Annotated in this window: 21 protein-coding genes; 10 read left to right on the forward strand and 11 right to left on the reverse strand. The window is 61.0% G+C overall.

All coding sequences use genetic code 11. The features are described from left to right. The first annotated feature begins 485 nt into the window (after window positions 1-485). Window positions 486-1298: a crotonase/enoyl-CoA hydratase family protein gene (locus PseuLF5_RS03040; protein WP_123468916.1), complete on the forward strand. Its 813-nt coding sequence runs from the start codon at window positions 486-488 to the stop codon at window positions 1296-1298. A 6-nt stretch (window positions 1299-1304) separates the two neighbouring features. After that, window positions 1305-2135, forward strand: a complete 831-nt coding sequence (gene nudC, locus PseuLF5_RS03045; RefSeq protein ID WP_340132898.1) for an NAD(+) diphosphatase — start codon at window positions 1305-1307, stop codon at window positions 2133-2135. Here nudC and PseuLF5_RS03050 read toward each other — a convergent pair. Beyond that, window positions 2103-2882 (reverse strand): TSUP family transporter, encoded by a 780-nt coding sequence (locus PseuLF5_RS03050; protein WP_123468912.1) that lies wholly within the window; start codon window positions 2880-2882, stop codon window positions 2103-2105. The two genes, nudC and PseuLF5_RS03050, sit on opposite strands and share 33 nt — an antisense overlap. Window positions 2883-3238: 356 nt before the next feature. On the opposite strand from PseuLF5_RS03050, the gene sfnG reads away from it, so the two are divergent. Then, a complete protein-coding gene (sfnG, locus tag PseuLF5_RS03055) occupies window positions 3239-4321 on the forward strand; it encodes a dimethylsulfone monooxygenase SfnG (protein WP_340132899.1) in 1083 nt (360 codons plus the stop codon). 122 nt (window positions 4322-4443) lie between these two features. Here sfnG and PseuLF5_RS03060 read toward each other — a convergent pair whose 3' ends face one another. Beyond that, a complete protein-coding gene (locus PseuLF5_RS03060) occupies window positions 4444-4923 on the reverse strand; it encodes a nuclear transport factor 2 family protein (protein ID WP_123468908.1) in 480 nt (159 codons plus the stop codon). A gap of 56 nt (window positions 4924-4979) precedes the next feature. Next, a complete protein-coding gene (locus PseuLF5_RS03065; RefSeq protein ID WP_128614592.1) occupies window positions 4980-5543 on the reverse strand; it encodes a TetR/AcrR family transcriptional regulator in 564 nt (187 codons plus the stop codon). 205 nt (window positions 5544-5748) lie between these two features. On the opposite strand from PseuLF5_RS03065, the gene pssA reads away from it, so the two are divergent. Next, window positions 5749-7092: a CDP-diacylglycerol--serine O-phosphatidyltransferase gene (gene pssA / locus PseuLF5_RS03070; protein WP_340132900.1), complete on the forward strand. Its 1344-nt coding sequence runs from the start codon at window positions 5749-5751 to the stop codon at window positions 7090-7092. Between the two features lie 121 nt (window positions 7093-7213). Here the strand turns inward: pssA and efeO (PseuLF5_RS03075) are convergent, their stop codons facing one another. Genes efeO (PseuLF5_RS03075) through efeU form a run of 4 tightly spaced genes read right to left on the reverse strand, consistent with a single transcriptional unit; the run spans window position 7214 to window position 11439 of the window. After that, window positions 7214-8038 (reverse strand): iron uptake system protein EfeO, encoded by an 825-nt coding sequence (efeO, locus tag PseuLF5_RS03075; protein ID WP_128614594.1) that lies wholly within the window; start codon window positions 8036-8038, stop codon window positions 7214-7216. A gap of 25 nt (window positions 8039-8063) precedes the next feature. Next, on the reverse strand, window positions 8064-9362 hold the full coding sequence (gene efeB / locus PseuLF5_RS03080; protein ID WP_123468902.1) for an iron uptake transporter deferrochelatase/peroxidase subunit: 1299 nt from the start codon (window positions 9360-9362) through the stop codon (window positions 8064-8066). A 17-nt stretch (window positions 9363-9379) separates the two neighbouring features. Beyond that, window positions 9380-10579, reverse strand: a complete 1200-nt coding sequence (gene efeO, locus PseuLF5_RS03085; protein ID WP_340132901.1) for an iron uptake system protein EfeO — start codon at window positions 10577-10579, stop codon at window positions 9380-9382. Between the two features lie 8 nt (window positions 10580-10587). Continuing rightward, a complete protein-coding gene (efeU, locus tag PseuLF5_RS03090) occupies window positions 10588-11439 on the reverse strand; it encodes an iron uptake transporter permease EfeU (protein ID WP_123468900.1) in 852 nt (283 codons plus the stop codon). A 283-nt stretch (window positions 11440-11722) separates the two neighbouring features. Here efeU and PseuLF5_RS03095 point away from each other — a divergent pair, with 283 nt between their 5' ends. From PseuLF5_RS03095 to PseuLF5_RS03120, 6 genes are all read left to right on the forward strand, one after another. Next, the gene (locus PseuLF5_RS03095) at window positions 11723-12739 is read left to right on the forward strand and encodes an AraC family transcriptional regulator (RefSeq protein ID WP_267794657.1); all 1017 of its coding nucleotides are present in this window, start codon (window positions 11723-11725) and stop codon (window positions 12737-12739) included. A gap of 246 nt (window positions 12740-12985) precedes the next feature. Beyond that, window positions 12986-14650: an AMP-binding protein gene (locus PseuLF5_RS03100; protein WP_340132902.1), complete on the forward strand. Its 1665-nt coding sequence runs from the start codon at window positions 12986-12988 to the stop codon at window positions 14648-14650. Between the two features lie 15 nt (window positions 14651-14665). Further along, on the forward strand, window positions 14666-15427 hold the full coding sequence (locus PseuLF5_RS03105) for an SDR family NAD(P)-dependent oxidoreductase (RefSeq protein ID WP_340132903.1): 762 nt from the start codon (window positions 14666-14668) through the stop codon (window positions 15425-15427). Window positions 15428-15439: 12 nt separating this feature from the next. After that, the gene (locus PseuLF5_RS03110) at window positions 15440-16633 is read left to right on the forward strand and encodes an acetyl-CoA C-acyltransferase (RefSeq protein WP_123468894.1); all 1194 of its coding nucleotides are present in this window, start codon (window positions 15440-15442) and stop codon (window positions 16631-16633) included. A gap of 141 nt (window positions 16634-16774) precedes the next feature. Beyond that, window positions 16775-17902, forward strand: a complete 1128-nt coding sequence (locus PseuLF5_RS03115) for an acyl-CoA dehydrogenase (protein ID WP_123468892.1) — start codon at window positions 16775-16777, stop codon at window positions 17900-17902. Between the two features lie 62 nt (window positions 17903-17964). Then, window positions 17965-18738 carry an enoyl-CoA hydratase gene (locus PseuLF5_RS03120; protein ID WP_123468890.1) on the forward strand — a complete coding sequence of 258 codons (774 nt, stop codon included), beginning with the start codon at window positions 17965-17967 and terminating at the stop codon, window positions 18736-18738. 117 nt (window positions 18739-18855) lie between these two features. On the opposite strand, the gene PseuLF5_RS03125 is transcribed toward PseuLF5_RS03120, so the two are convergent. The 4 genes from PseuLF5_RS03125 to PseuLF5_RS03140 all read right to left on the reverse strand — a co-directional run bounded on the left by PseuLF5_RS03125 (window position 18856) and on the right by PseuLF5_RS03140 (window position 23402). After that, the gene (locus tag PseuLF5_RS03125; protein ID WP_340132904.1) at window positions 18856-20007 is read right to left on the reverse strand and encodes an acyl-CoA dehydrogenase family protein; all 1152 of its coding nucleotides are present in this window, start codon (window positions 20005-20007) and stop codon (window positions 18856-18858) included. A gap of 3 nt (window positions 20008-20010) precedes the next feature. Further along, window positions 20011-21117: an enoyl-CoA hydratase/isomerase family protein gene (locus PseuLF5_RS03130; protein WP_123468886.1), complete on the reverse strand. Its 1107-nt coding sequence runs from the start codon at window positions 21115-21117 to the stop codon at window positions 20011-20013. Window positions 21118-21377: 260 nt separating this feature from the next. Further along, window positions 21378-22067 (reverse strand): HPP family protein, encoded by a 690-nt coding sequence (locus PseuLF5_RS03135; RefSeq protein WP_222832863.1) that lies wholly within the window; start codon window positions 22065-22067, stop codon window positions 21378-21380. Window positions 22068-22223: 156 nt separating this feature from the next. Then, on the reverse strand, window positions 22224-23402 hold the full coding sequence (locus PseuLF5_RS03140) for an MFS transporter (protein WP_267794664.1): 1179 nt from the start codon (window positions 23400-23402) through the stop codon (window positions 22224-22226). Window positions 23403-23431 lie beyond the last annotated feature (29 nt).

Below are 23431 nucleotides of genomic sequence, written 5' to 3' on the forward strand. Positions count from 1 at the left end.
GGCTTGCCCCGGCGTTCGGCCCGCTCGCTTGGGCTCGGGGTTCCTTCGCTCCGGGATCCATCCGGGCGCATCGCCTCCGGTTTGCTTCGCTGCACCTCCTCTCGATGTGTTTGGCTTCGCCAAACGGCGCTGCGCGCCTGGCCCCCGGATGAATCCCTCCACTCAGCCTGCCGAAGGGGCCTGAAGATCAAGATCAAGAGCAGGCGAGCTGACACTCGGCCTAGTGGTTGGCTCGGTCATTGTGGGAGACCGGCTGCTGGCTGCTGGCAGCCGACCAGGCTCGGTGGGTGTGCTTGTTTCCTGTAGGTGTGCCGAGGGTTGCGATTTTTTGATTTTGTTTTTCAGAGGCAAGGCTAAAAGGATGCAGTCTTGCGCAGTGCCTGCTCCGCCCCGTGGTTTCCACAGTCCCGCATTTGGCCGAACCGCCACGGTGATGCCTTGTTATAGTTCGGACCTCTCTTTCTGTCCGGTAAAGGATCACTGCCATGTCTCAATACTCCGCCTTCAGCGTCGAACTGGCCGACAATATCGCTCATGTGCAGATCAATCGTCCGGAGAAGATCAATTCGATGAACGCGGCGTTCTGGAGTGAGATCGTCGAGATTTTTCAGTGGGTTGATGACACCGATGAAGTGCGTGTGGTGGTGCTCAGTGGCAACGGTAAACATTTTTCCTCCGGTATCGACCTGATGATGCTCGCCGGCGTCGCCAATGAACTGGGCAAGGACGTCGGCCGTAATGCGCGTCTGCTACGCCGCAAGATTCTCACCTTGCAAGCCTCGTTCAACGCGGTCGACAACTGCCGTAAACCGGTGCTGGCGGCGATTCAGGGCTATTGCCTTGGCGGGGCGATCGACCTGATCGCTGCCTGTGACATGCGCTACGCTGCCGAAGACGCGCAGTTCTCGATCAAGGAAATCGATATCGGCATGGCCGCCGATGTTGGCACGTTGCAACGGTTGCCGCGGATCATCGGAGACGGCATGCTGCGTGAACTGGCTTACACCGGTCGCACCTTTGGTGCTGATGAGGCGCGCAGCATGGGCTTGGTCAATCGTGTCTATGGCGACAAGGACGCGTTGCTCGAGGGTGTGTTCGACATCGCTCGCGAGATTGCAGCCAAGTCGCCGATTGCCGTCACAGGCACCAAGGAAATGATCAGCTACATGCGCGACCATCGCATCGACGATGGCCTTGAATACGTTGCCACCTGGAACGCCGCCATGTTGCAATCCACCGACTTGCGCGTGGCCATGGCCGCCCATATGAGCAAACAGAAACCTGAATTTCTGGATTGAGAAACCATGACATCTCGCTGGACCACTGCAGTACTGGACACCGATCATCCCGGCGGCTGGGCCGTGGCGCGCAGCCCCGAAGGGTTTTTGTTCGATGACAACGGCGCGCTGTTCCCGCGGGAATGGCTCAAGCGTCAGGACTTGTCGGTCCTCGCCGAACACGGCATTGGCCATCTCGATGGCGAGCCGGTGTACCTGCTGGAGTTGCACAGTGTCAGCGAGGTGCCGGGGTGCAACTGGAAAGGTCTGCGGGCGTTCATGCTCGATGGCGATCACACGGTCTACAAGGTCTTGGGTTATGCCGCACAGATCGGCACCTGGGCGCGGGAGCATCGTTTTTGCGGCAATTGCGGGCAGGCCATGACGCAGGTGCCGCGGGAGCGGGCGATGCATTGCCAGCCGTGCGAACTGCGCAATTACCCGCGCATTTCGCCGAGCATGATCGTGCTGGTCACCCGGGGCGACGAGGTCCTGCTGGCGCGCTCACCGCGTTTCGTCACTGGGGTCTACAGTACGCTGGCCGGGTTTGCCGAGCCGGGGGAGTCGGCCGAGGATTGCCTGATTCGTGAAGTGCGCGAAGAAGTGCAGATCGAGGTCAAGAACATTCAGTACATGGGCAGCCAGTGCTGGCCGTTTCCGCATTCGATGATGCTCGGCTTCCATGCCGAGTACGCCGGTGGCGAGATTGTCTGCCAGGAAGACGAGATCGAAGACGCCCAGTGGTTCAACGTGCACGATTTGCCGCCATTGCCGGCGTCCAAATCGATTGCCCGTTACCTGATCGACGTCTACGTGGCGCGGCGCTTAGGCCACGCTGAACCAGTGCTGCCAGGCTAGGCGCACGGTCAGACCCAACACCACGGTGATGAACACCGGACGGATGAATTTGGCGCCACCGCTGATTGCGGTGCGCGCGCCGAAGAACGCGCCGACCATCACCGACAGGCCCATGCTCAGGCCGATGATCCAGTCCACTTGCCCGGAAAACACGAACACCGACAGCGCCGCAATATTGCTGACGAAGTTCATGCTGCGCGCCACGCCGCTGGCCTTGACCAGGTCGATCGGGTAGAGCAACAGGCTGCTGACCGTCCAGAATGCACCTGTGCCCGGACCGGCCACGCCGTCATAGAAGCCGAGACTGAAACCCTGGCTCGATTGCCATTTCTTTTTGATCGGTGCGTCGCTGTCCAGTGGCGCTTTCGGTGTGCCGCCGAACAACAGGTACAGGCCGCAGGCAAACACGATCACCGGGAGCATTTTGTTCAGCCATTCCGCCGGCAGGTAATGGGCGACGATCGCACCGGTCAGCGCACCGACCAGCGTGCCGACGATGGCGTGCGTCCACTGCCGAGGGTGGAATAGCTTGCGCCGGTAGAAAGTGAAACTGGCGGTGGCCGAACCGAAGGTCGAGCTCAGCTTGTTGGTGCCCAGCACCAGGTGCGGCGGCAGGCCGGCAGTCAGCAGCGCTGGCGTGGTCAGCAGGCCGCCACCGCCGGCAATGGCGTCGATGAAACCGGCAATGAATGCGACGAGGGCAAGAATGGCGAGGGTGGTGAGGTCAACGCTGAGTTCGAAAGGCATGGAATCGGCTTATTCGGCAGGGCGCAGACGGGCTGCGGGGAAGGGCTGACATGTTACTCATTTCCAGTTGTTGCGGCGACCCATAAGGCCCGATCGCTGGCAAGCCAGCTCCGTCAGGTTTCGGCATGTCCGCAATATGTGTGTTCGCTAGAGATCCCTGTGGGAGCTGGCTTGCCAGCGATGAGGGCTGAACAGCCACAGGCTATTGAACTGTTGCCCAACCAACACCGCGACAACAAATCACCCTCCAACCATGCAACTCCATCAGTCTCAAGCCCAATAAAAACGGGCATTTGCACGCTGGCACGCTTGCTGCTCTGACACCTTGACCTTCCCAATGTCCCGAGGACACGCCAATGAGCAAGCACGCGGTGAAATTCGCCTACTGGGTACCGAACGTCAGTGGCGGGCTGGTGGTCAGCAAGATCGAGCAGCGCACCGACTGGGGCATCGACTACAACCGCAAACTGGCGCAACTTGCCGAGGCGGCAGGTTTTGAATATGCGCTGACACAGATTCGCTTCACCGCCGGCTATGGCGCTGAGTTCCAGCATGAATCGGTGGCGTTCAGTCACGCGCTGCTGGCCGCCACCCACAAACTCAAGGTGATCGCGGCCATTCTGCCGGGGCCGTGGCAACCGGCACTGGCGGCGAAACAGCTGGCGACTATCGACCAGCTGACCAATGGCCGTATTGCCGTGAACATCGTCAGTGGCTGGTTCAAGGGCGAGTTTCAAGCGATTGGCGAGCACTGGCTGGAACACGACGAGCGCTATCGGCGTTCCGAGGAATTTATCCGTTCGCTGCGCGGGATCTGGAGTGAGGACAACTTTACCTTCCGTGGCGACTTCTACCGGTTTGACCATTACAGCCTCAAACCGAAACCGCTGGGGCGTCCGGAGATCTTCCAGGGCGGCAGTTCACGGGCAGCGCGCGACATGGCGGCGCGGGTGTCGGACTGGTATTTCACCAACGGCAACAGTGTCGAAGGGATCAAGGCCCAGGTCGATGACATTCGCGGCAAAGCCGCGGCGAATAATCACTCGGTGAAGATCGGCGTCAATGCCTTCGTCATTGCGCGTGACACTGAAGCAGAGGCGCGGGCCGTGCTGGCGCAGATCATTGATCAGGCCGATCCGGAAGCGGTGAATGCCTTTGGTGACGCCGCAAAGCAGGCGGGCAGGGCCTCGCCGGAAGGTGAGGGCAACTGGGCGAAGTCGACCTTCGAGGACCTGGTGCAATACAACGACGGGTTCAAGACCAACCTGATCGGCACGCCGTTGCAGATTGCCGAGCGGATTGTGGCGTTGAAAGCGGTGGGCGTGGATCTGGTGCTGGCGGGGTTTCTGCACTTTCAGGAGGAGGTGGAGTATTTCGGCCGGCGGGTGCTGCCGCTAGTGCGCGAGCTTGAGGCCGAAAAAACGGCCGCCATCGCCTGAATCCAACAAATCTCCTGCAGGCGTGAGCCTGCTCGCGATGGCGGCGTGTCAGTCAACATTCAGGTTGAGTGTTCAGACGCTGTCGCGAGCAGGCTCACTCCTGCAATTGGATCTGCGTGAACTTACAGACCGAGGTCTGACAGCCCCGGATGATCATCCGGGCGTCGGCCCAGCGGCCAGTGGAACTTGCGTTCGCTTTCCTTGATCGGCATGTCGTTGATGCAGGCATAGCGCTGGAACATCAGGCCATGCTCATCGAACTCCCAGTTTTCATTGCCATAAGAGCGGAACCAGTTGCCGGAGTCGTCATGCCATTCGTAGGCGTAGCGCACGGCGATGCGAGTGTCCGAGTAGGCCCAGAGCTCCTTGATCAGGCGATAGTCCAGTTCCTTGGCCCATTTGCGGGTCAGGAAGGCTTTGGCTTCTTCACGGTTGTTGGCGAATTCGGCGCGGTTGCGCCATTTCGTGTCGAGGGTGTAGGCCAGCGACACTCTTTCCGGGTCGCGGGAGTTCCAGCCATCCTCGGCCAGGCGAACTTTTTCAATCGCCGATTCACGGTTGAAGGGGGGTAATGGCGGACGTACCTGGGCTGCAGTAGACATGTTCAGTCTCCCGATCTCATTAATAGTTAAACAACGTGTCCGGCTTATTTAAGGCGTTACAGGTCCAATAACTTACGCGCCATGCATTGCGCATTATCAGCGGCACTGTGATCACCCATCACAAGCGCTACGGTAATGGCACCGTCAATCAGGATCAGCAATTGTCTGGCCAGCAATTGCGGATCTTCGGCGCCATGTTCGGTACACAGCTCGCACAGGTAGTCGAGCAGCTTCTGTTTGTGGTCTTTGGCGACCTGGCGCACCGGGTCCTGAGGATCACCGGTCTCGCCACTGGTATTGATAAAGGCACAGCCACGGAAGCCTTCCGAGGCGAACCAGCCCTTGAGTACGGTAAACAGGTTGATCAGGCGCTTGGCCGGGGTTTCGGCCTGATCGACAGCATTTCGGTACCAATGCATCCAGCGCACATCGCGGCGTTGCAAAGCGGCGACGGTCAGCTCCTCCTTGTTGGCGAAGTAGCGGTAGATGCTTTTTCTGGAGACGCCGGCGGTTTTCACCAGCAGATCCATCCCGGTGGCAGCGATGCCACTCTTGTAGATCAGCTTTTCGGTGACATCCAGAATGATGTCGCGGGTCGAGGTGTCTGTGATTTCGTTCATGCGGCCAACAGTAGAACGATCGTTCTCCTTGGTCAAGTGTTGTTTTTTGATCGCTTTCGCGAACAGGCTCGCTCCCACAGGGGATTGCATTTCAAATGCAGGAGCGAGCTCGCTCGCGAAGGCTTCATTACAGACACTTACGAGACCCGAACCGAGTGATGGTGTAAGCTCTCGGGTTCTTCGGATTCGACCCATTGCGAGCCCTATGCCGTTGCTTTTCAAACGTTCTCTGCTGCCCAAACTGCGCAGCTTCCCGCTGACCGCCGAGGCCGTGACCATTCTGTCCGGCGCCGCCGAGTTTCGTCGTAGCCTGCTGGAGAAAATCGCCACGGCGACCCGGCGCATCTACATCGTCGCGTTGTATCTGCAACAGGACGAGGCCGGTCAGGAAATTCTCGATGCCTTGCACGCCGCCAAACTCAAGCACCCAGAGCTTGAAATTGCCGTGGTGGTCGACTGGCTGCGGGCTCAGCGTGGCCTGATCGGCGCGGGCAAACAGCCGGGGAATTCGGCGTGGTATCAGGAAATGACCCGCACGCACCAGAGCGAAGTGCCGGTGTACGGCGTGCCGGTGCAAACCCGCGAGCTGTTCGGGGTCCTGCATCTGAAGGGCTTTGTCATCGACGATTGCGTGGTCTACAGCGGCGCTAGCCTGAACAACGTCTATCTGCACAAGTTCGAAAAGTACCGGTTCGACCGTTACCATGTGCTGCACAGCCGTGAACTGGCGGATTCGATGCATCACCTGGTCAAACACGGGCTGATCGAATCCAAGGCTGTGCATCGCCTCGACCTGCCGAACCTGCCGACCACCCGCAGCCTGCGCAACGACATCGGCGACCTGCGCAGCCGGCTCAAATACGCGACTTACGACACTGCAGCCGGCAGCACGGCGCACACCGGTCTGTCGGTGAGTCCGTTACTCGGCGTGGGCAAGAACAACCCGCTGAACCGGGCGATCCTCGAGTTGATCGCCAGCGCGCAACAGCAACTGACGATCTGTACGCCGTACTTCAACCTGCCGCTGGGAGTGATTCGCGAGATCAACCGTGCGTTGGCCCGTGGCGTGAAGATTGACATTGTGGTCGGCGACAAAACCGCCAATGACTTCTACATCCCGCCAAGCGAACCGTTCAAGGTGATCGCGGCGCTGCCGTATCTGTACGAGATCAGCTTGCGCCGCTTTGCCAAGCGGCATCAGCGCAACATCGACAGCGGCCAGTTGAACCTGCACCTGTGGCGGGATGGCGACAACACCTATCACCTCAAGGGCATGTGGATCGATCAGCGTTATACCTTGCTGACCGGCAACAACCTCAATCCACGGGCGTTCCGTCTCGACCTGGAAAATGCGCTGCTGATTGATGACCCGCAAGGCGAATGGCTGGCACCACGGGCGAAGGAACTGGAGGAGATTTTCCGCAACACCACGCGAATTGCCAGCTTCCAGAACCTGGAGACCTTGCCGGAGTACCCGGCGGCGGTGGCGAAGTTTTTGAAGCGGGTGAGCAGGGTGCGGATTGAGCGGTTGCTCTACCGGATTTTGTAAACCTTCAGGTTATTCAGGGCGGTTGAAACCGCTATCGCGAGCAGGCTCACTTCTACAGGGGAATGCATTCCAACTGGAGGCGTGAGCCTGCTCGCGAGGTGCCCTGAAGCCTCTACATCAATCAGTTCAGACCGAGCTTGCCACGCAACGTGGAAAGGTCTTCCGCCAAGGTATTGACCGGGCCAACGAGCGCCTTGCGGTCGTTGTCTTTGACTTTGTCATACGTCTCGAAACCACCGTCCTTGGTCTTGTATTTGGCGAGGATCTTGTCCACGGTGGCAAAGTTCTTGTCGACTTTGGCGACAAACGCCTTGTCCTGTTTCTCGATCTGCGGACGGAACAGGTCGACGATTTTCTTCGCACCGTCGATGTTGCCCTGGAAGTCGTACAGGTCGGTGTGGCTGTAGCGGTCTTCTTCACCGGAGATCTTGGTCGCGGCGACTTCTTCGAGCAGCGCGGCGGCACCACCGACGACTTTTTCCGGCGGGAAGGTCAGGCCGGCGACGCGGGTTTGCAGGTCTTTCACATCACTGTCCAGTTTGTCCGCCAAGGCGCTCAGACCTTCGGTGCTCTTCTCCGAGAACAGCGAGTATTCGAGGCGATGGAAACCGGTGAAGTCTTCGGCCTTTACGCCTTTTTCGTGGTCGTCGACCCGGGAGTCGATGGACGCATCGAGGTCGCTGAACAGCTCGGCAATCGGTTCGATCGACTCGTAGTAGACGCGGGTCGGCGCGTAGAGCTTTTGCGCGGTGGCCAGATCGCCTTTCTTCACCGCATCGGTGAATTGTCTGGTGTGGCTGCCCAGCTCATCCAGTTGCTCGGTGACGTAGATCTTGTAGTCCGACACCGGGCCGACCAGATCCAGCGGCGCGGTCGCGGCGAACGCCGACAGTGGGGTGTTGAGCAAACCGAGGGTCAGCAGTAACGCGAGTGGCGACTTTTTCATGGAGCGGCTCCGAGGTTTTTTATGGTTAGGCAGCTGTTTTGGGTTGGGTGGCGTTGAGCAGCGAGCGACCAATGAAGTCCTTGTCGCCGGTGACACCCGGCAGGGTGAAGAAGTAACCGCCGCCGACCGGTTTGAGGTATTCCTCCAGCGGTTCGCCGTTGAGCCGGGTCTGTACGGTGATGAAGCCTTTTTCCAGGTCGGCCTGGTAGCAGATGAACAGCAGGCCCATGTCGAGCTGGCCGTTCTTGTTCACGCCGTTGGAGTAGTTGAACGGCCGGCGCAGAATCAGGTTGGCCTGGCTCGCGGCGGTGCGCGGGTTGGCCAGGCGAATGTGCGCGTCGAGCTTGGTCAGCTTGCCTTCCGGGTCTTTGCTGTAATCCGGGACCTCGGTTTCGTGCCGGGCGCCCATCGGTGCGCCCGTGGTCTTGACCCGGCCGATGATGCTTTCCTGTTCTTGCAGCGGCGTGCGGTCCCAGCGTTCGACGAAGTTGCGGATGATCCGCACCGCTTGATAGCTGCCATGCGCCGCCCAGGCGGGTTCATCGCTGCCCGGTTGCACCCAGACAATCGTGTCCATCGCCTTGGCGTCGTTGGAATCGGGGTTGGCCGAGCCGTCGCGAAAACCGAGGAAGTTGCGCGCCGATTGGGCCGGCACTCCCGGTTTGGCCGGGGCTTGCGGCGGCACGCTGCCTTCCTGCTTCCAGCGCACCAGCAACAGATCCGGCAGGTTCTTGACGATGTCGCGCAGCGCGTGAATGTTGGTGTCGGCGGTGTTCGAGCAGAACTGCAGGCCCAAGTCGCCGTGGCAGCAATCGGCCTCCAGCGCATCGTTGGGGAAACCGACCATGCGTTGCAGGCGCTTGGGTTTGGCGGCGGCCAGACCAAAGCGCTCATCGAACAGCGAGTCACCTACCGACACGGTGATGGTCAGGTTGTCCGGGGTCACGACCGGGCCGAGGATGCCGGAATCCGGCGGCGGCAGTTTCGGGTCGATCTGCGCCACCGGGCCGCCCGTCATCAGGAACGCGATGCGTTCGTTGAGGGTGCGGAACAGCCGCTCGAGGTCTTCGCGATCGCTGGCCAGTACGTCAAAGGAAACGAACATGCCGGACGCCGGACGCGGGGTGACGATGCCGGTCTGGTGCACGCCATGGAAATCGTGACGGTCTTCGGTTTTGTCGCTGCTCGGCGCTTCGGTGACTTGCGCCGGCGCCGCAGCCATGGCGGGGCAACTCAGGGCCGAACCGGCCAGTGCGACACCGGCGACACCCATGCCCATCAGGAGGCGGCGACGTTGCAGATCGAGGTTTTGCAAATCTTTCATCGGTATTCGTCTTCTGCTTACAGGCCGGAGAGGCCGAGGGCGGGATCAATGCCATCCAGGGCGTGGGCAAGTGCCTTGGCCTTGTCGGCGATCTGTTTACGTTGTTCGCCGCTGACGGTGTCGTAAGTGGCGTAGCCGTCCTTGACCTTGAAGCTGTTCAATACGGTGTCGAAATCGCTCAGCGCGGCATCAATTTTCGGCAGCAGATCCGGCGCCGATTTCGTCAGCATCGGCCGCAGCAGCTCGGCCACTTTGTGTGCGGTTTCCAGGTTGCTGGCGAAGCCGTTGAGATCGCCGTGGCTGTAGCGTTCCTCTTCACCGCTGGCGGCGCGCACGTCAGCCAAGGTGTTGAGGTTGCGCACCACGATGTTGACCAACTGCTCCGGCAGCAGTGACTGGGCCAGCAGTTGTTGCTTGAGGATGCTGACGTCGCCCAGCAGACGCTCGGCCACCGGGTTCAATCCGTCGAGGCTGCGTTGCTGGAACAGGGCGTATTCCACGCGGTGGAAGCCGACGAAGGCCGGGTCCTGCTCGCGCTTTTCGAAATAATCGGCGCGGGCGTTGATGCTGTTGTCCAGTTCGGCCAGGCGTTGCGCCGCCGGTGCCAGACGCTGATAGGCGGCACGGGCCGGCAGGTACAACGCCTGCGCCTGACTCAGGTCGCCGCTGGCGATCGCCTGATTCAGCGCCGTGACGGCTTTGATCAGCGCACTGCTTTGGCTGGCCAGATACACGCGAAACTCCGACAGCGGCCCCACGAAAGCCACCATCGACGGTCTGGCTTTGGCGGCGGCATCCGATGCGGCGGTTGGCGTTACGTGCAGCACGCCGCGTGGGTTGCTCAACAGCCCGCAAGTGATCGCGTAGTCGCCGGGTTGCAGGTTGGCGTTGATCACCTGGCTCAGGCCCGGAGCGATGTTCTCGCGCTCTTCGATCACCAGCACGCCGTCGAGGATTTCCCATTCCACCGCCCGGTCGGAGCGGTTGACGATGCGGAAACTGGCACGGCCGGCCGGTACGCTCAGCTCGTTCGGATCGCAGCTGTGGGCGTTGATGTTGACCACCACTTCGTCGTGGTTGTGCTGACGCTTGGCCGCGGCCATTTTCGAGGCGTAGTAGAACAAGCCACCGGCGGCGATCATCACGACCACCGAACCGGCCACCGCCCAGCGCAAGGCGCGGGGAGGCGAGGCCTGAGGAGTATTAGGCTTTGACATGGGTGCCCTTATTGGCTGGAAACGGAAGACGATTTGCCGGCTGACTGGGTGCCGGAGGGCGCGGCGGGCAGGAAAAACATCACCAGCGCCACCAGCAGATAGATCAGGTACGCGCCGAGGGTGCTGACGGTCGGCGCATCCTGATAACCGAACATGCCGGCCAGCACCGAGCCCAGTGGGCCATCCATCGGCAGCGTCGCGCTGAAGTCGAAGAGCACGGTCTGCAGGTGGTTCCATACGCCCGCTTCATGCAGCGCCTGCACCGAGTTGGCGAGGATGCCGGCGGCGACCACGAGGATGAACAGCCCGGTCCACTTGAAGAACGCCGACAGGTTCAGGCGCATGCTGCCGCTGTAGATCAGGAAACCGACGACGATGGCCAGGATCAACCCGAGCAGGGCGCCGATCGGCGCGCCCGGGCCTTCGCTCTGCTGGAACACGGCGAGCAGGAAAAACACGGTTTCCAGGCCTTCACGGGCTACGGCGAAGAAGACCATGGCGATCAGCGCAATCACCTGGTGCCTTGAAGACGTCAGCGCCTGGTCCAGCGAGGCTTGCAGCGAATGCTTGATTGAGCGCGCGACCTTGCGCATCCAGAATACCATCGAACTGAGAATGCCCACGGCCACCAGCCCGACTACGCCTTCGAACAGTTCCTGCTGCTTTTGCGGGAACTCGGCACTGACCAGTTCCAGACCACCGCCCACCAGCAGGGCGAGGGCGGCGGCGAGGAACACGCCGATCCATACGGCGGGCATCCACTGGCCACGACCGGTTTGTTGCAGGTAGCTGGCGATGATGCCAACGATCAGCGCGGCTTCGATGCCTTCACGCAGCATGATCAGAAAGGGAACGAGCATTCGGTGTCCACTAAGTCATTCGAAGAGGTTACAAGTTGTAACATAATGACAACCATTCTCACATGACAATGATTGACATAAACCTGAACACAAGCTGAACAACCTGTTTTTTGCCACGCACAAATCCCTGTGGGAGCGAGCTTGCTCGCGAAGGCGGCTGACCGGTCGACGTCTCTGTGACTCGCCCAACGCTTTCGCAAGCAAGCTCGCTCCCACAGGGGATCTGAGTCGTGTTTGGGTTAAGATGCCCGTCCCTCGAAAACAACAAGGTCTGCCTCGCTCCATGTCGGAAAAAGACACCATCGCCGTGCAACTGGTGCGTGAAGCGCTGCTGCAAAGTTGTGCCCCGGGCGTGGCCACGGAAGATGTCTTGAACAAGGTCGGTATCGACTCGGCCGTGCTGCAAAGCGCAGAAGGCCGGGTACCCGCTGCGCAATACGCAAAACTCTGGCGCTTGCTGGCCCGGCGTGGCGATGACGAGTTCTTCGGCATGGACCCGCGCCCGCTCAAGTCCGGCAGCCTTGAGTTCCTCTGTCGCAGCGCCATGGCCCAACCGACCCTGGCCGCCGGCCTGGGCATGGGCCTGAGTTTTCTCTCGTTGATGCTGGAAAAAATGCCGGCGCAACTTGTGCATCAGCAAAGCCTGGCGGAAGTCGTGCTGCTCGAAGACGACCCCGAACCGCGCCGCGCCTTCACTTATTTCACCTATTGGATGATCGTCCACGGCGTGGCCTGCTGGCTGGCCGGGCGGCGGATTCCGATTCTGGCGATCGAACTGCGTTGCGCCGAACCGGACTTTTGCGACGACTACCGGGTGATGTTCTCGGAAAACCTGCGGTTCGAGCGTCCACGCACGCGGATGATCTTCGCCGCCGATTGCCTCGACCTGCCGATCAAGCGTACAGCCGAGGAACTGAAACGCTTTCTGGCCCATGCGCCGGCAAACATCCTGGTGAAGTATCGCGACCCGGAGAGCCTTGCCAGCCGGATCAAGCACAATCTGCGGCAGTTGCCCGCCGAACACTGGCCGGAAACCGAGGCCCTGGCGCAGCAACTGTGCATGTCCGCCTCGACCCTGCGCCGACGCTTGTCGGAAGAAGGCCAGACTTATCAGGGCCTGAAGGACAGCGTGCGCAAGGAACTGGCGATCACCTGGCTGGCGGAGCCGTCGATCAGTTTTGTCGAGATCGCCACCCGGCTGGGGTTTGCCGATGCGAGTTCGTTCTACAAGGCGTTTCGCAAGTGGTCGGGGTCGAATCCCGGGCATTACCGCACCTTGATCCTGAACGAAGCGCTCTGATCCTGCACAGGCATTGATCGCTCTGACCTCATCGCTGGCAAGCCAGCTCCCACAGGTTTTGCGCTAACCCTGTGGGAGCTGGCTTGCCAGCGATAGGGCCGGTCAAGGCAACACGTACTTTGATCCTTGGCCAAACCAGTCAGCCAACTTGATGGCTTTGACCATTGCCGCCTCCGCGCCGCAGCGCGACTATCCCTGTGTTGTTTACGGTTCCCAACCTAATAAAAACACCGAGGGATTCTGGCAATGCGCGATTACTTGTCTGCCACCGAACAGTTCAACTATCAGCACACCGTGGACGCCGCACTCAGCGGTTCGCTGGAGGCGCTTAACGCCTGCGTCGAATGCTGCGACCGTCACGCCTTGCCGGGGCGCATCGCGTTGTTCTGGGAGGGCCGCGACGGCGCCAGTGCGACCTACACCTTCAGTGACCTGCAGGACAAAGCCGCACGTTTTGCCAATTTCCTTCTGGCCCAGGGCGTGCAGAAGGGCGACAAGGTTGCCGGCCTGCTGCCGCGCAATATCGAACTGCTGATCACCGTGTTCGCCACCTGGCGTATCGGTGCGGTGTATCAGCCGCTGTTCACCGCGTTCGGCCCCAAGGCCATCGAACATCGCCTGAACAGCTCCGGCGCCAAAGTGGTGGTCACCGATGCGACCAACCGGCCGAAACTCGCCGAAGTCGCCGATTGCCCGACTGTGGTCACCGTTGGCGGCGCCAAGGGCCAGGGCATTGTCCGTGGCGATTTCAGTTACTGGGCCGAACTGGCCAACTATTCCAACGTCTGTGAGCCGGTATTGCTGACGGGCGAGGAGCCGTTCCTGCTGATGTTCACCTCGGGCACTACCGGCCCGTCGAAAGCCCTATCGGTGCCGCTCAAGGCGATCGTCGCGTTCCAGAGCTACACCCGCGACGCGGTGGATCTGCGTCCTGAAGACTCATTCTGGAATGTCGCCGATCCGGGCTGGGCCTACGGCATCTATTTCGGCGTCACCGGCCCGATGGCCATGGGGCATCCGATCACCTTCTATGATGGCCCGTTCACCCTCGAAAGCACCTGCCGGGTGATCAACAAGTACAACATCACCAACCTCACTGGTTCGCCGACGGCCTATCGTCTGCTGATCGCCGGCGGCAACGAATTCGCCAAGTCGATCAAGGGCAAGCTGCGCATCGTCAGCAGCGCCGGCGAGCCGCTGAACCCGGAAGTGATCCGCTGGTTCGCCGACAACCTCGGCGTAGTCATTCACGACCATTACGGCCAGACCGAACTGGGCATGGTCCTGTGCAACCACCACGGCCTGGAGCACCCGATCCACCTCGGTGCCGCCGGTTTCGCCTCGCCGGGCCATCGCATCGTGGTGCTCGACGAGCACTGCAACGAACTCGGCGTCGGCCAGCCGGGGATTCTTGCCATCGACCGCCCGCAATCGCCGATGTGCTGGTTCGCCGGCTATGAAGGCGTGCCGACCAAGGCCTTCGTCGGCAACTACTACCTCAGCGGCGACACTGTGGAGTGGAATCCGGACGGCAGCATCAGCTTCGTCGGCCGCAGCGATGACGTAATCACCACATCCGGTTATCGCGTCGGTCCGTTCGATGTCGAAAGCGCGCTGATCGAGCACCCGGCGGTGGTCGAAGCGGCGGTGGTCGGCAAGCCGGATCCGGAGCGCACCGAACTGGTCAAGGCCTTCGTCGTGCTCAACCCGCAATACCGCGCCGAACCGGCGCTGGCCGAAGAGCTGCGACAACACGTGCGCAAGCGTCTGGCCGCGCATTCATACCCGCGTGAAATCGAATTTGTCAGCGAATTGCCGAAAACCCCAAGCGGCAAATTGCAGCGCTTTATCTTGCGCAACCAGGAAATCGCCAAGGCTCAAGAGGCCGCGGCGCACAACGTTTCAGCTTGAATCAGGAAGTCAGTCATGCAGATCGAGAACAAGGTTTTTATCGTCACCGGCGGCGCGTCCGGCCTGGGTGCGGCCACCGCTGAGTTGCTGGTCAACGCTGGCGCCAAAGTGATGCTGGTGGACATGAACGCCGAAGCCGTTGCCGCCCAGGCCCAGCGCCTCGGCGCGCAAAGCGTGGTCGCCGACATCAGCAACGAGGCCGCTGCCGAAGCAGCGGTGCAGGCGACGGTCAAAGCCTTTGGCAGTCTCAATGGTCTGGTCAACTGCGCCGGCATCGTCCGGGGCGAGAAGATCCTCGGCAAGAACGGCCCGCATGCGCTGTCCAGTTTTGCCCAGGTGATCAACGTCAACCTGATCGGCAGCTTCAACATGCTGCGTCTGACCGCGGCGGCTATCGCCGAAAGCGACGCGAATGCCGACGGCGAACGCGGGGTGATCATCAACACCGCTTCGGTGGCCGCGTTCGACGGCCAGATCGGCCAGGCCGCGTATTCCGCCTCCAAAGGTGCGATTGCCAGCCTGACCCTGCCGGCCGCCCGTGAACTGGCGCGCTTCGGCATCCGCGTGATGACCATCGCCCCGGGCATTTTCGAAACGCCGATGATGGCCGGTATGACCCCGGAAGTCCGCGACTCCCTCGCTGCCGGCGTGCCATTCCCGCCACGCCTGGGCAAACCGGCGGAGTACGCTGCGCTGGTTCGGCATATCATCGAAAACAGCATGCTCAACGGTGAGGTGATCCGTCTCGACGGCGCCTTGCGCATGGCCGCCAAGTAAGGAGGATTTGTCATGACTATTTCCAATGATCCGATTGTTATCGTCAGCGCCGTCCGCACGCCGATGGGCGGTTTCCAGGGTGAACTGAAAAGTCTCAGCGCCCCGCAACTCGGTGCTGCGGCGATCAAAGCCGCCGTTGAGCGCGCCGGAGTTGCCAGCGACGCGGTCGACGAGGTGCTGTTCGGTTGCGTGTTGCCGGCTGGCCTCGGCCAGGCGCCGGCACGTCAGGCGGCACTCGGTGCCGGGCTGGACAAATCCACCCGCTGCACCACGGTCAACAAGATGTGCGGCTCCGGCATGGAAACCACCATTCTGGCTCACGACATGTTGCTGGCCGGCAGCGCCGACGTCGTGATCGCCGGCGGCATGGAAAGCATGTCCAACTCGCCATACCTGCTGGACCGCGCCCGCGCCGGTTATCGCATGGGCCATGGCCGGGTGCTGGATTCGATGTTCCTCGACGGCCTCGAAGACGCCTACGACAAGGGCCGCCTGATGGGCACCTTCGCCGAAGATTGCGCCGAAACCAACGACTTCAGCCGTGAAGCGCAGGACGCCTTTGCCATTGCCTCGACTACCCGCGCCCAGCAGGCGATCAAGGACGGCAGCTTCAAGGCCGAGATCGTGCCGCTGACGGTGACTGTCGGTAAAGAGCAGGTGCTGATCAGCAACGACGAGCAGCCGCCGAAAGCCAAACTGGACAAGGTTGCCTCGCTGAAACCGGCGTTCCGCGAAGGCGGCACGGTGACGGCAGCGAACTCCAGCTCGATCTCTGACGGCGCGGCGGCTCTGGTGCTGATGCGCCAGTCGCAAGCGCAGAAGCTTGGCCTCAAGCCGCTGGCGGTGATTCACGGCCATGCGGCGTTTGCCGACACCCCGGGCCTGTTCCCGGTGGCGCCGATCGGTGCGATCAAGAAGCTGGTGAAGAAGACCGGCTGGGCGCTGGATCAGGTCGATCTGTTTGAAATCAACGAAGCGTTCGCCGTGGTGGCGATGGCGGCGATGACCCATCTGGAAATCCCCCACGACAAACTCAATGTGCATGGCGGTGCCTGCGCGCTGGGCCACCCGATTGGCGCCTCGGGCGCGCGGATTCTGGTGACCTTGCTCTCGGCCCTGCGCCAGAAAGGCCTGAAACGCGGGATTGCGGCGATCTGCATCGGCGGTGGTGAAGCCACGGCCATGGCGCTGGAATGCGTCTATTGAAGTTGACACTCGTCCCTGTGGGAGCGGGCTTGCCCGCGATGGGGCCGTGTCAGTGAACGTATCGGCCACATGACACTCCGTCATCGCGGGCAAGCCCGCTCCCACAGGGTTCTGTGTTGCAACCCTGATTAAGGATTCACCATGATTCCCAACGAAGACCAAACCCAGATCCGCGACATGGCCCGGCAGTTTGCCGAGGAGCGCCTGAAACCGTTCGCCGCCGAGTGGGATCGCGAGCACCGTTTCCCCAAGGAAGCCATCGGCGAAATGGCCGGGCTGGGCTTTTTCGGCATGCTCGTGCCGGAGCAGTGGGGCGGCTGTGACACCGGCTATCTGGCCTATGCGATGGCCCTGGAAGAAATCGCCGCCGGCGATGGTGCCTGCTCGACCATCATGAGCGTGCACAACTCGGTGGGTTGCGTGCCGATCCTCAAGTTCGGCAACGATGACCAGCGTGAACGTTTCCTCAAGCCGCTGGCCAGCGGCGCCATGCTCGGTGCGTTTGCCCTGACTGAACCGCAGGCCGGCTCCGACGCCAGCAGCCTGAAAACCCGCGCACGGCTGGAGGGCGATCACTATGTGCTCAACGGCTGCAAACAGTTCATCACCTCCGGGCAGAACGCCGGGATCGTGATCGTGTTTGCGGTGACCGACCCGAGCGCCGGCAAACGCGGAATCAGCGCGTTTATCGTGCCTACCGATTCGCCGGGCTATAAAGTCGCCCGGGTCGAAGACAAGCTCGGCCAGCACGCGTCCGACACCTGCCAGATTCTTTTCGAAGACGTGAAGGTGCCGGTGGCCAACCGTTTGGGCGAAGAGGGAGAGGGCTACAAGATTGCCCTGGCCAACCTTGAAGGCGGGCGCGTTGGCATCGCTTCGCAAGCGGTGGGCATGGCCCGTGCCGCGTTCGAAGCGGCGCGCGATTACGCTCGTGAACGCGACACCTTTGGCAAGCCGATCATCGAACACCAGGCCGTTGCCTTCCGCTTGGCCGACATGGCCACGCAGATCGCCGTCGCCCGGCAAATGGTGCATTACGCCGCCGCCCTGCGTGACAGCGGCCAGCCAGCACTGGTCGAGGCCTCGATGGCGAAACTGTTCGCCTCGGAAATGGCCGAGAAGGTCTGCTCAATGGCGTTGCAGACGCTGGGCGGTTACGGTTACCTCAACGACTTCCCCCTGGAGCGCATTTACCGCGACGTGCGCGTCTGCCAGATCTACGAAGGCACCAGCGACATTCAGCGCATGGTCATCTCTCGAAACCTTTAAATCCACCCTCTGCAGGAGCTGCCGCGGGCAGTTCCTGCAGTGCAAGCATTCAGGAGTTTTATATGAGCTACGAAACGATTCTGCTGGAAGTCCACGACCGTGTCGGCCTGATCACCCTGAACCGCCCCCAGGCGCTGAACGCCCTGAATGCGCAACTGGTCAGCGAAGTGAATCACGCCCTCGATGGCCTGGAAGCGGATGCGAACATCGGCTGCATCGTTATCACCGGTTCGAAAAAAGCCTTCGCCGCCGGTGCCGATATCAAAGAAATGGCCGAGCTGACTTACCCGCAGATCTACATGGATGATCTGTTCAGCGACAGCGATCGCGTCGCCAACCGTCGCAAGCCGATCATTGCGGCAGTCAACGGCTTCGCCCTCGGTGGCGGCTGCGAATTGGCGCTGATGTGCGATTTCATCCTGGCCGGTGACAACGCCAGATTCGGTCAGCCGGAAATCAACCTCGGCGTGCTTCCGGGCATGGGCGGCACCCAGCGCCTGACTCGTGCCGTGGGCAAGGCCAAGGCCATGGAAATGTGCTTGAGCGGGCGCATGATCGACGCGGTGGAAGCCGAGCGTTGCGGCATCGTCGCACGGATCGTGCCGAGTGATGAGTTGCTCGACGAAGCGCTGAAGGTCGCCGCGGTGATTGCCGGCAAGTCGCTGCCGATTGCGATGATGGTCAAGGAAAGCGTCAACCGTGCCTTTGAGGTCAACCTCACCGAAGGCGTGCGCTTCGAGCGCCGAGTGTTCCATGCGGCGTTTGCCACGCAGGATCAGAAGGAAGGGATGGCGGCGTTTGTGGCCAAGCGGGCGCCGGAGTTTCAGGGCAAATAATGCAACGTTTGAGCTGACCTCATCGCGAGCAGGCTCACTCATACAGTGGAATTGCGGTTGACACAGGTTCTGTGTACATCCGAAGACCCTGTAGGAGTGAGCCTGCTCGCGATGCTTTTAGAGCTGGTAGTTCTTCAGCTCCCGCGCAATCACCATCCGCTGAATCTCGCTCGAACCTTCATAAATCTGGGTAATCCGTGCATCGCGGTAGTACTTCTCCACCGGATAGTCCTCCAGATACCCATACCCGCCATGAATCTGAATCGCCGAGGAGCAGACCTTCTCGGCCATCTCCGACGCGAACAGCTTGGCCTGCGATGCCTCCGACAAGCACGGCTTGCCCGCCGTCCGCAGTCGCGCCGCATGCAAAATCATCAAGCGCGCGGCGTTGATTTGCATCTGCATGTCGGCCAGCAGGTTGGCAATGCTCTGGTGTTCGTTGATCGGTTTGCCGAACTGGATGCGATCGCGGGAATACACCAGCGCCGCTTCGAACGCGGCGCGAGCAATGCCGAGCGCCTGAGCCGCGATGCCAATGCGGCCGCCCTCAAGGTTGGACAAGGCAATCGCCAGGCCCTTGCCGCGCTCGCCGAGCAGATTGGCCTCGGGAATGCTGCAGCTGTTGAGCGTCACCGCACAGGTGTCGGAGGCACGGATGCCCATTTTGTGTTCGGTGCGATCAACAATGAAACCGGGGCTATCGGTGGGTACGAGGAACGCCGAAATGCCTTTCTTGCCCAAGTCCGGATCGGTCACTGCAAACACGATCGCCAGTTTCGCCCGTTTGCCGTTGCTGACAAATTGCTTGGCGCCGTTGATCACCCACTGGCCGTCGCGCAGTTCGGCGCGGGTGCGCAGGTTGTGCGCTTCGGAGCCGGCCTGTGGTTCGGTCAGGCAGAAACAGCCAATCACCTGACCGCTGGCGAGGTCGGCCAGCCAGGTGTTTTTCTGCGCTTCGCTGCCGTAATTCATGACCGGCCCACAGCCCACCGAGTTGTGGATGCTCATGAAGGCGCCGGTTGCGCCGTCGCCTGCGGAAATCTCTTCCACGGCCAGGGCGTAGGCCACGTAATCGACGTAAGTGCCGCCCCATTCCTCAGGTACGACCATGCCGAGCAAACCCAGCTCACCCATCTTCGCCACTAGCGCGTCATCAATCCAGCCAGCCTTTTCCCAGGCCTGCGCGTGAGGCGCGATCTCGCCACGGGCAAAGTCCCGGGCCATGTCGCGGATCATTACTTGTTCTTCAGTCAGTTCGAGATCGTGCATGGCTCAGCTCCCGCTCTCAGCAAACCCGTGGAAGAAACTCGCGACATGCGCAGCGTCCAGCGCAGCGAGGGTCGGCGGGTTCCAGCGTGGTGTCTTGTCTTTGTCGATCAGCAAGGCGCGCACGCCTTCGATCAGGTCGCCGCGCTCGAACCACTGGCGATCCAGATGCAGTTCGAGGGCGAAGCAGTGTTCCAGGCTCAAGTGCCGGCCACGACGGAGCATCTCCAGCGTCACGGCCATGGCTAGCGGCGAACGGGTTTCCAGGAGGTCAGCGGTGGCGGTTGCCCATTCGTGGCTGTCGGCAACCGTGACTGCACGCAGTTGCTCGACCATGCTCGGCACATCGGGCAAAGCGAAGAAGTGGTCGATGACCGGACGCAGTTTTTGCAGCGGTGCATCGGCCAGGGTCTGCACGCCGTTTTTTGCGAGCAGGCTTTGCAGGTCCTTGAGCGGCGTGTCATGCCATTCCAGGTGATCGAGCTGTTCATCGAGGCTCGCCAGTTTACGGCTGTCGACATACCAGTCGGCCAGCCCGCAATACAGCGCATCGGCCGCGCGGATCTGCACGCCGCTGACACCCAGATAAATCCCCAGCTCACCGGGAATGCGCGGCAGGAAGTAACTGCCGCCGACATCCGGGAAATAACCGATCGCCACTTCCGGCATCGCCAGACGGCTCTTCTCGGTGACCACGCGCAGATCCGCGCCTTGCACCAGGCCCATGCCGCCGCCGAGGACGAAACCGTCCATCAAGGCCAGCACCGGTTTGCGGTAGTGATGAATCGTCAGGTCGAGGGCGTATTCCTCGACGAAGAAATCTTCGTGCAGCGTATCGCCGCTTTTGAAACTGTCGTAAAGGGAACGAATGTCACCGCCAGCGCAGAAGGCTTTTTCACCGGCGCCGCGCAGCACCACGGCGCGGACATCGCTGTCGGTTGCCCAGGCGTCGAGCTGCCGTTGCAGTTGGCGAACCATGTCGAGGGTGATGGCGTTGAGGCCGGCGGGGCGGTTGAGGGTCAGGTGACCGATGTGGTTGCGAACCTCGGCCAGCACTTCGTTTTGCGTGGCATCCATGGACGGTGTCCGCGGGGATGAAGCCTGAGCAGTCATCACTAACTCCCTGCTTTTATTGTCTTTATTCGAGAAGCTCGCGCGCGAGCGTTAACGGATCGTAACAGTGCAAATTTGCCGTGTACAACGGGGATATGTGCAGGGGGAGTTTGCGTTTTTGCAGCAGGCGCAAGATTGTCTTTGTGGCGGGAGCTTGCTCGCGGCGGGCTGCGAAGCGGCCCCATTATTCAACACCATGGGGCTGCCTCTGCTGAGCAGCCGAGCTGGAGCAAGCTCCCTCACCACAAGGATTCAGGTCGTTATCGAGTGAAGACTTCGCCGATGCTACGACGCTTGGCGTGCAGTTCGCTGGCATGAATCAGTTGTTCGAGATCTTCAGGCGTAACGTCGATAAACGCTTCCATATCCGCCAATGCCAGTTTCAAGTCAGCGGCGGTGATGGCCTGGCTATCGACCGGCGTCAGTGCCGGTGCTGGTTCGGCCGGGCGTTTCGGGTAGCGGATGCGCGTCAGGTTGTTGTAGGTCAGAGCGCTGAGCAGCATGCACGCGGCGGCGAGCATCACCGGTTCCATGGCCTTCCAGTCCATTGCGATGGTGGCTGGATCGGCCAGCACCAGCGTCAGCGCGAGCGCACCAGCCGGTGGGTGCAGGCAACGCAGCCAGCACATCAGGATCAACGCCATGCCCGCCGCCAGGCAAGCGCTGCCGAGGGTTCGGCCGAGGACGTGGGCCACCAGCAGCGCGACAACGCTGGCGCACAAGTAGCCGCCGATGATCGACCATGGCTGTGCGAGGGCGCCGGAAGACACGGCAAATAGCAACACGGCTGAAGCGCCCAGCGGCCCGATCAGGTGATACGCGACCTCGATGCCGAACACCTGACTGCACGCCCACACACTGAACAAAGTGCCCAGCGCCATGCCGATGGCGGCGCGGCTCCATTCGGTGGGGCGGGTGTTGATGGCAGCGGGCAACCAGCGAGCGAGCATTTAAATCGGGTCCTTGCAGCAAATTCGAGGCAAAAAAAAGGACTGTCCGGCAATCCGGAAAGTCCTCGAAGCGTTCCAACTATTGGGGGAGGAACGCGCACAGTGTGCCGTGCAAACTCGATGCTGACAAATTCATATAAATGCTGCTTCAGTGCATTATTTTTGAATTAAAGCGACGCGTCTCCCGCTCATGAAGCACAGCAGTCCACCCATTGCGGTCAACGCGCTCAGCGCATAGAACATCGTTGGCGCCGGAGTGTGCATCAGCAGGAATCCGCAGATCACCGGACTCAACGCGCCGCCCAGAGCCGCCAGATTCTGTGCGCCGTAGTAGCTGCCACGCAATTCTTCCGGAGCCAGGGTGTCGACGAACAGGAACTCCGACGGGTAAATGATCATTTCACCCAGGGTGAAGATGAACATCGCGATGCACCAGGTGAGCAGGCTGTTGGCCAGACTGAAACCGATCAACCCAAGAATGAACAGGCTGGTGCCAGCAGCAATCCAGTAGCGCAACTTTTCGCGACTGAGGAAGCGACCGATCTGGTATTGCAGCAGGATCACCGTGATGGCATTGCAGGCGAGCAGGGCGGCCATGGTCTGCAGGGCACTTTTCGAGTCTTCGACCACCAGCAGGTATTGCGACAGGTACAGGGTGAAGCGCCCGTGCACCACGGTGCTGAGCAGGCAACCGCAGGTGAACATGATCAGCGTGCGGTCGTTTTTCAGGGTGAACAGGGTTTTCAGAAAGCTTTGCGGTTGGCCGATGGCGGTAACCGGGCCGGAATCCCTGGGAATCCCGCTCATCAGAAACACACTGGCGAAGGCAATCGCGGCGGCGATCAGGAACGGCGCAACAGGGTAGACCCCGGCAATCACCACGCCGAGCATCGGCCCGGTGGCGTAACCGATGTTGGTCAGCGTATAGCGCAGGGAGAACGCCTTGGCCCGTTGGCTCATAGGCAGGTTTTCACTGAGGATTGCCTTGGAGCCGATCAGGAACAACGCCGAGGCGGTTTCGGTGATGATCAGGGTAACGGTGGTCAGATAAAGGTTTTGGGCGAACGTCAGCAGGACAAAGCCCACGGCGCTGGAAAGCATGGCGAGAATCAGCAACCGGCGCTTTTCCAGGCGGTCGATGATGTAGCCGCCATACAGTGCGAGCAGGGTCGCGATGAACACCGCGATACCCAGGAGCAGACCGACGTCCTGCTGGTTTAGCCCGAGCTTGTTGCTCAGGAACAGTGTGAGCAGCGGACTGGTGATGGCGCGGCTGACCACGATGGTCAGCGAGACGATCATCAGGCGACGGATAACGAGCGAGTAGGTGGCCACGGTGGGGCGAATGTCCTTATTTCAGTTGT

Source organism: Pseudomonas sp. LF-5 (genome assembly GCF_037626295.1).
Lineage (GTDB): Bacteria > Pseudomonadota > Gammaproteobacteria > Pseudomonadales > Pseudomonadaceae > Aquipseudomonas > Aquipseudomonas monsensis.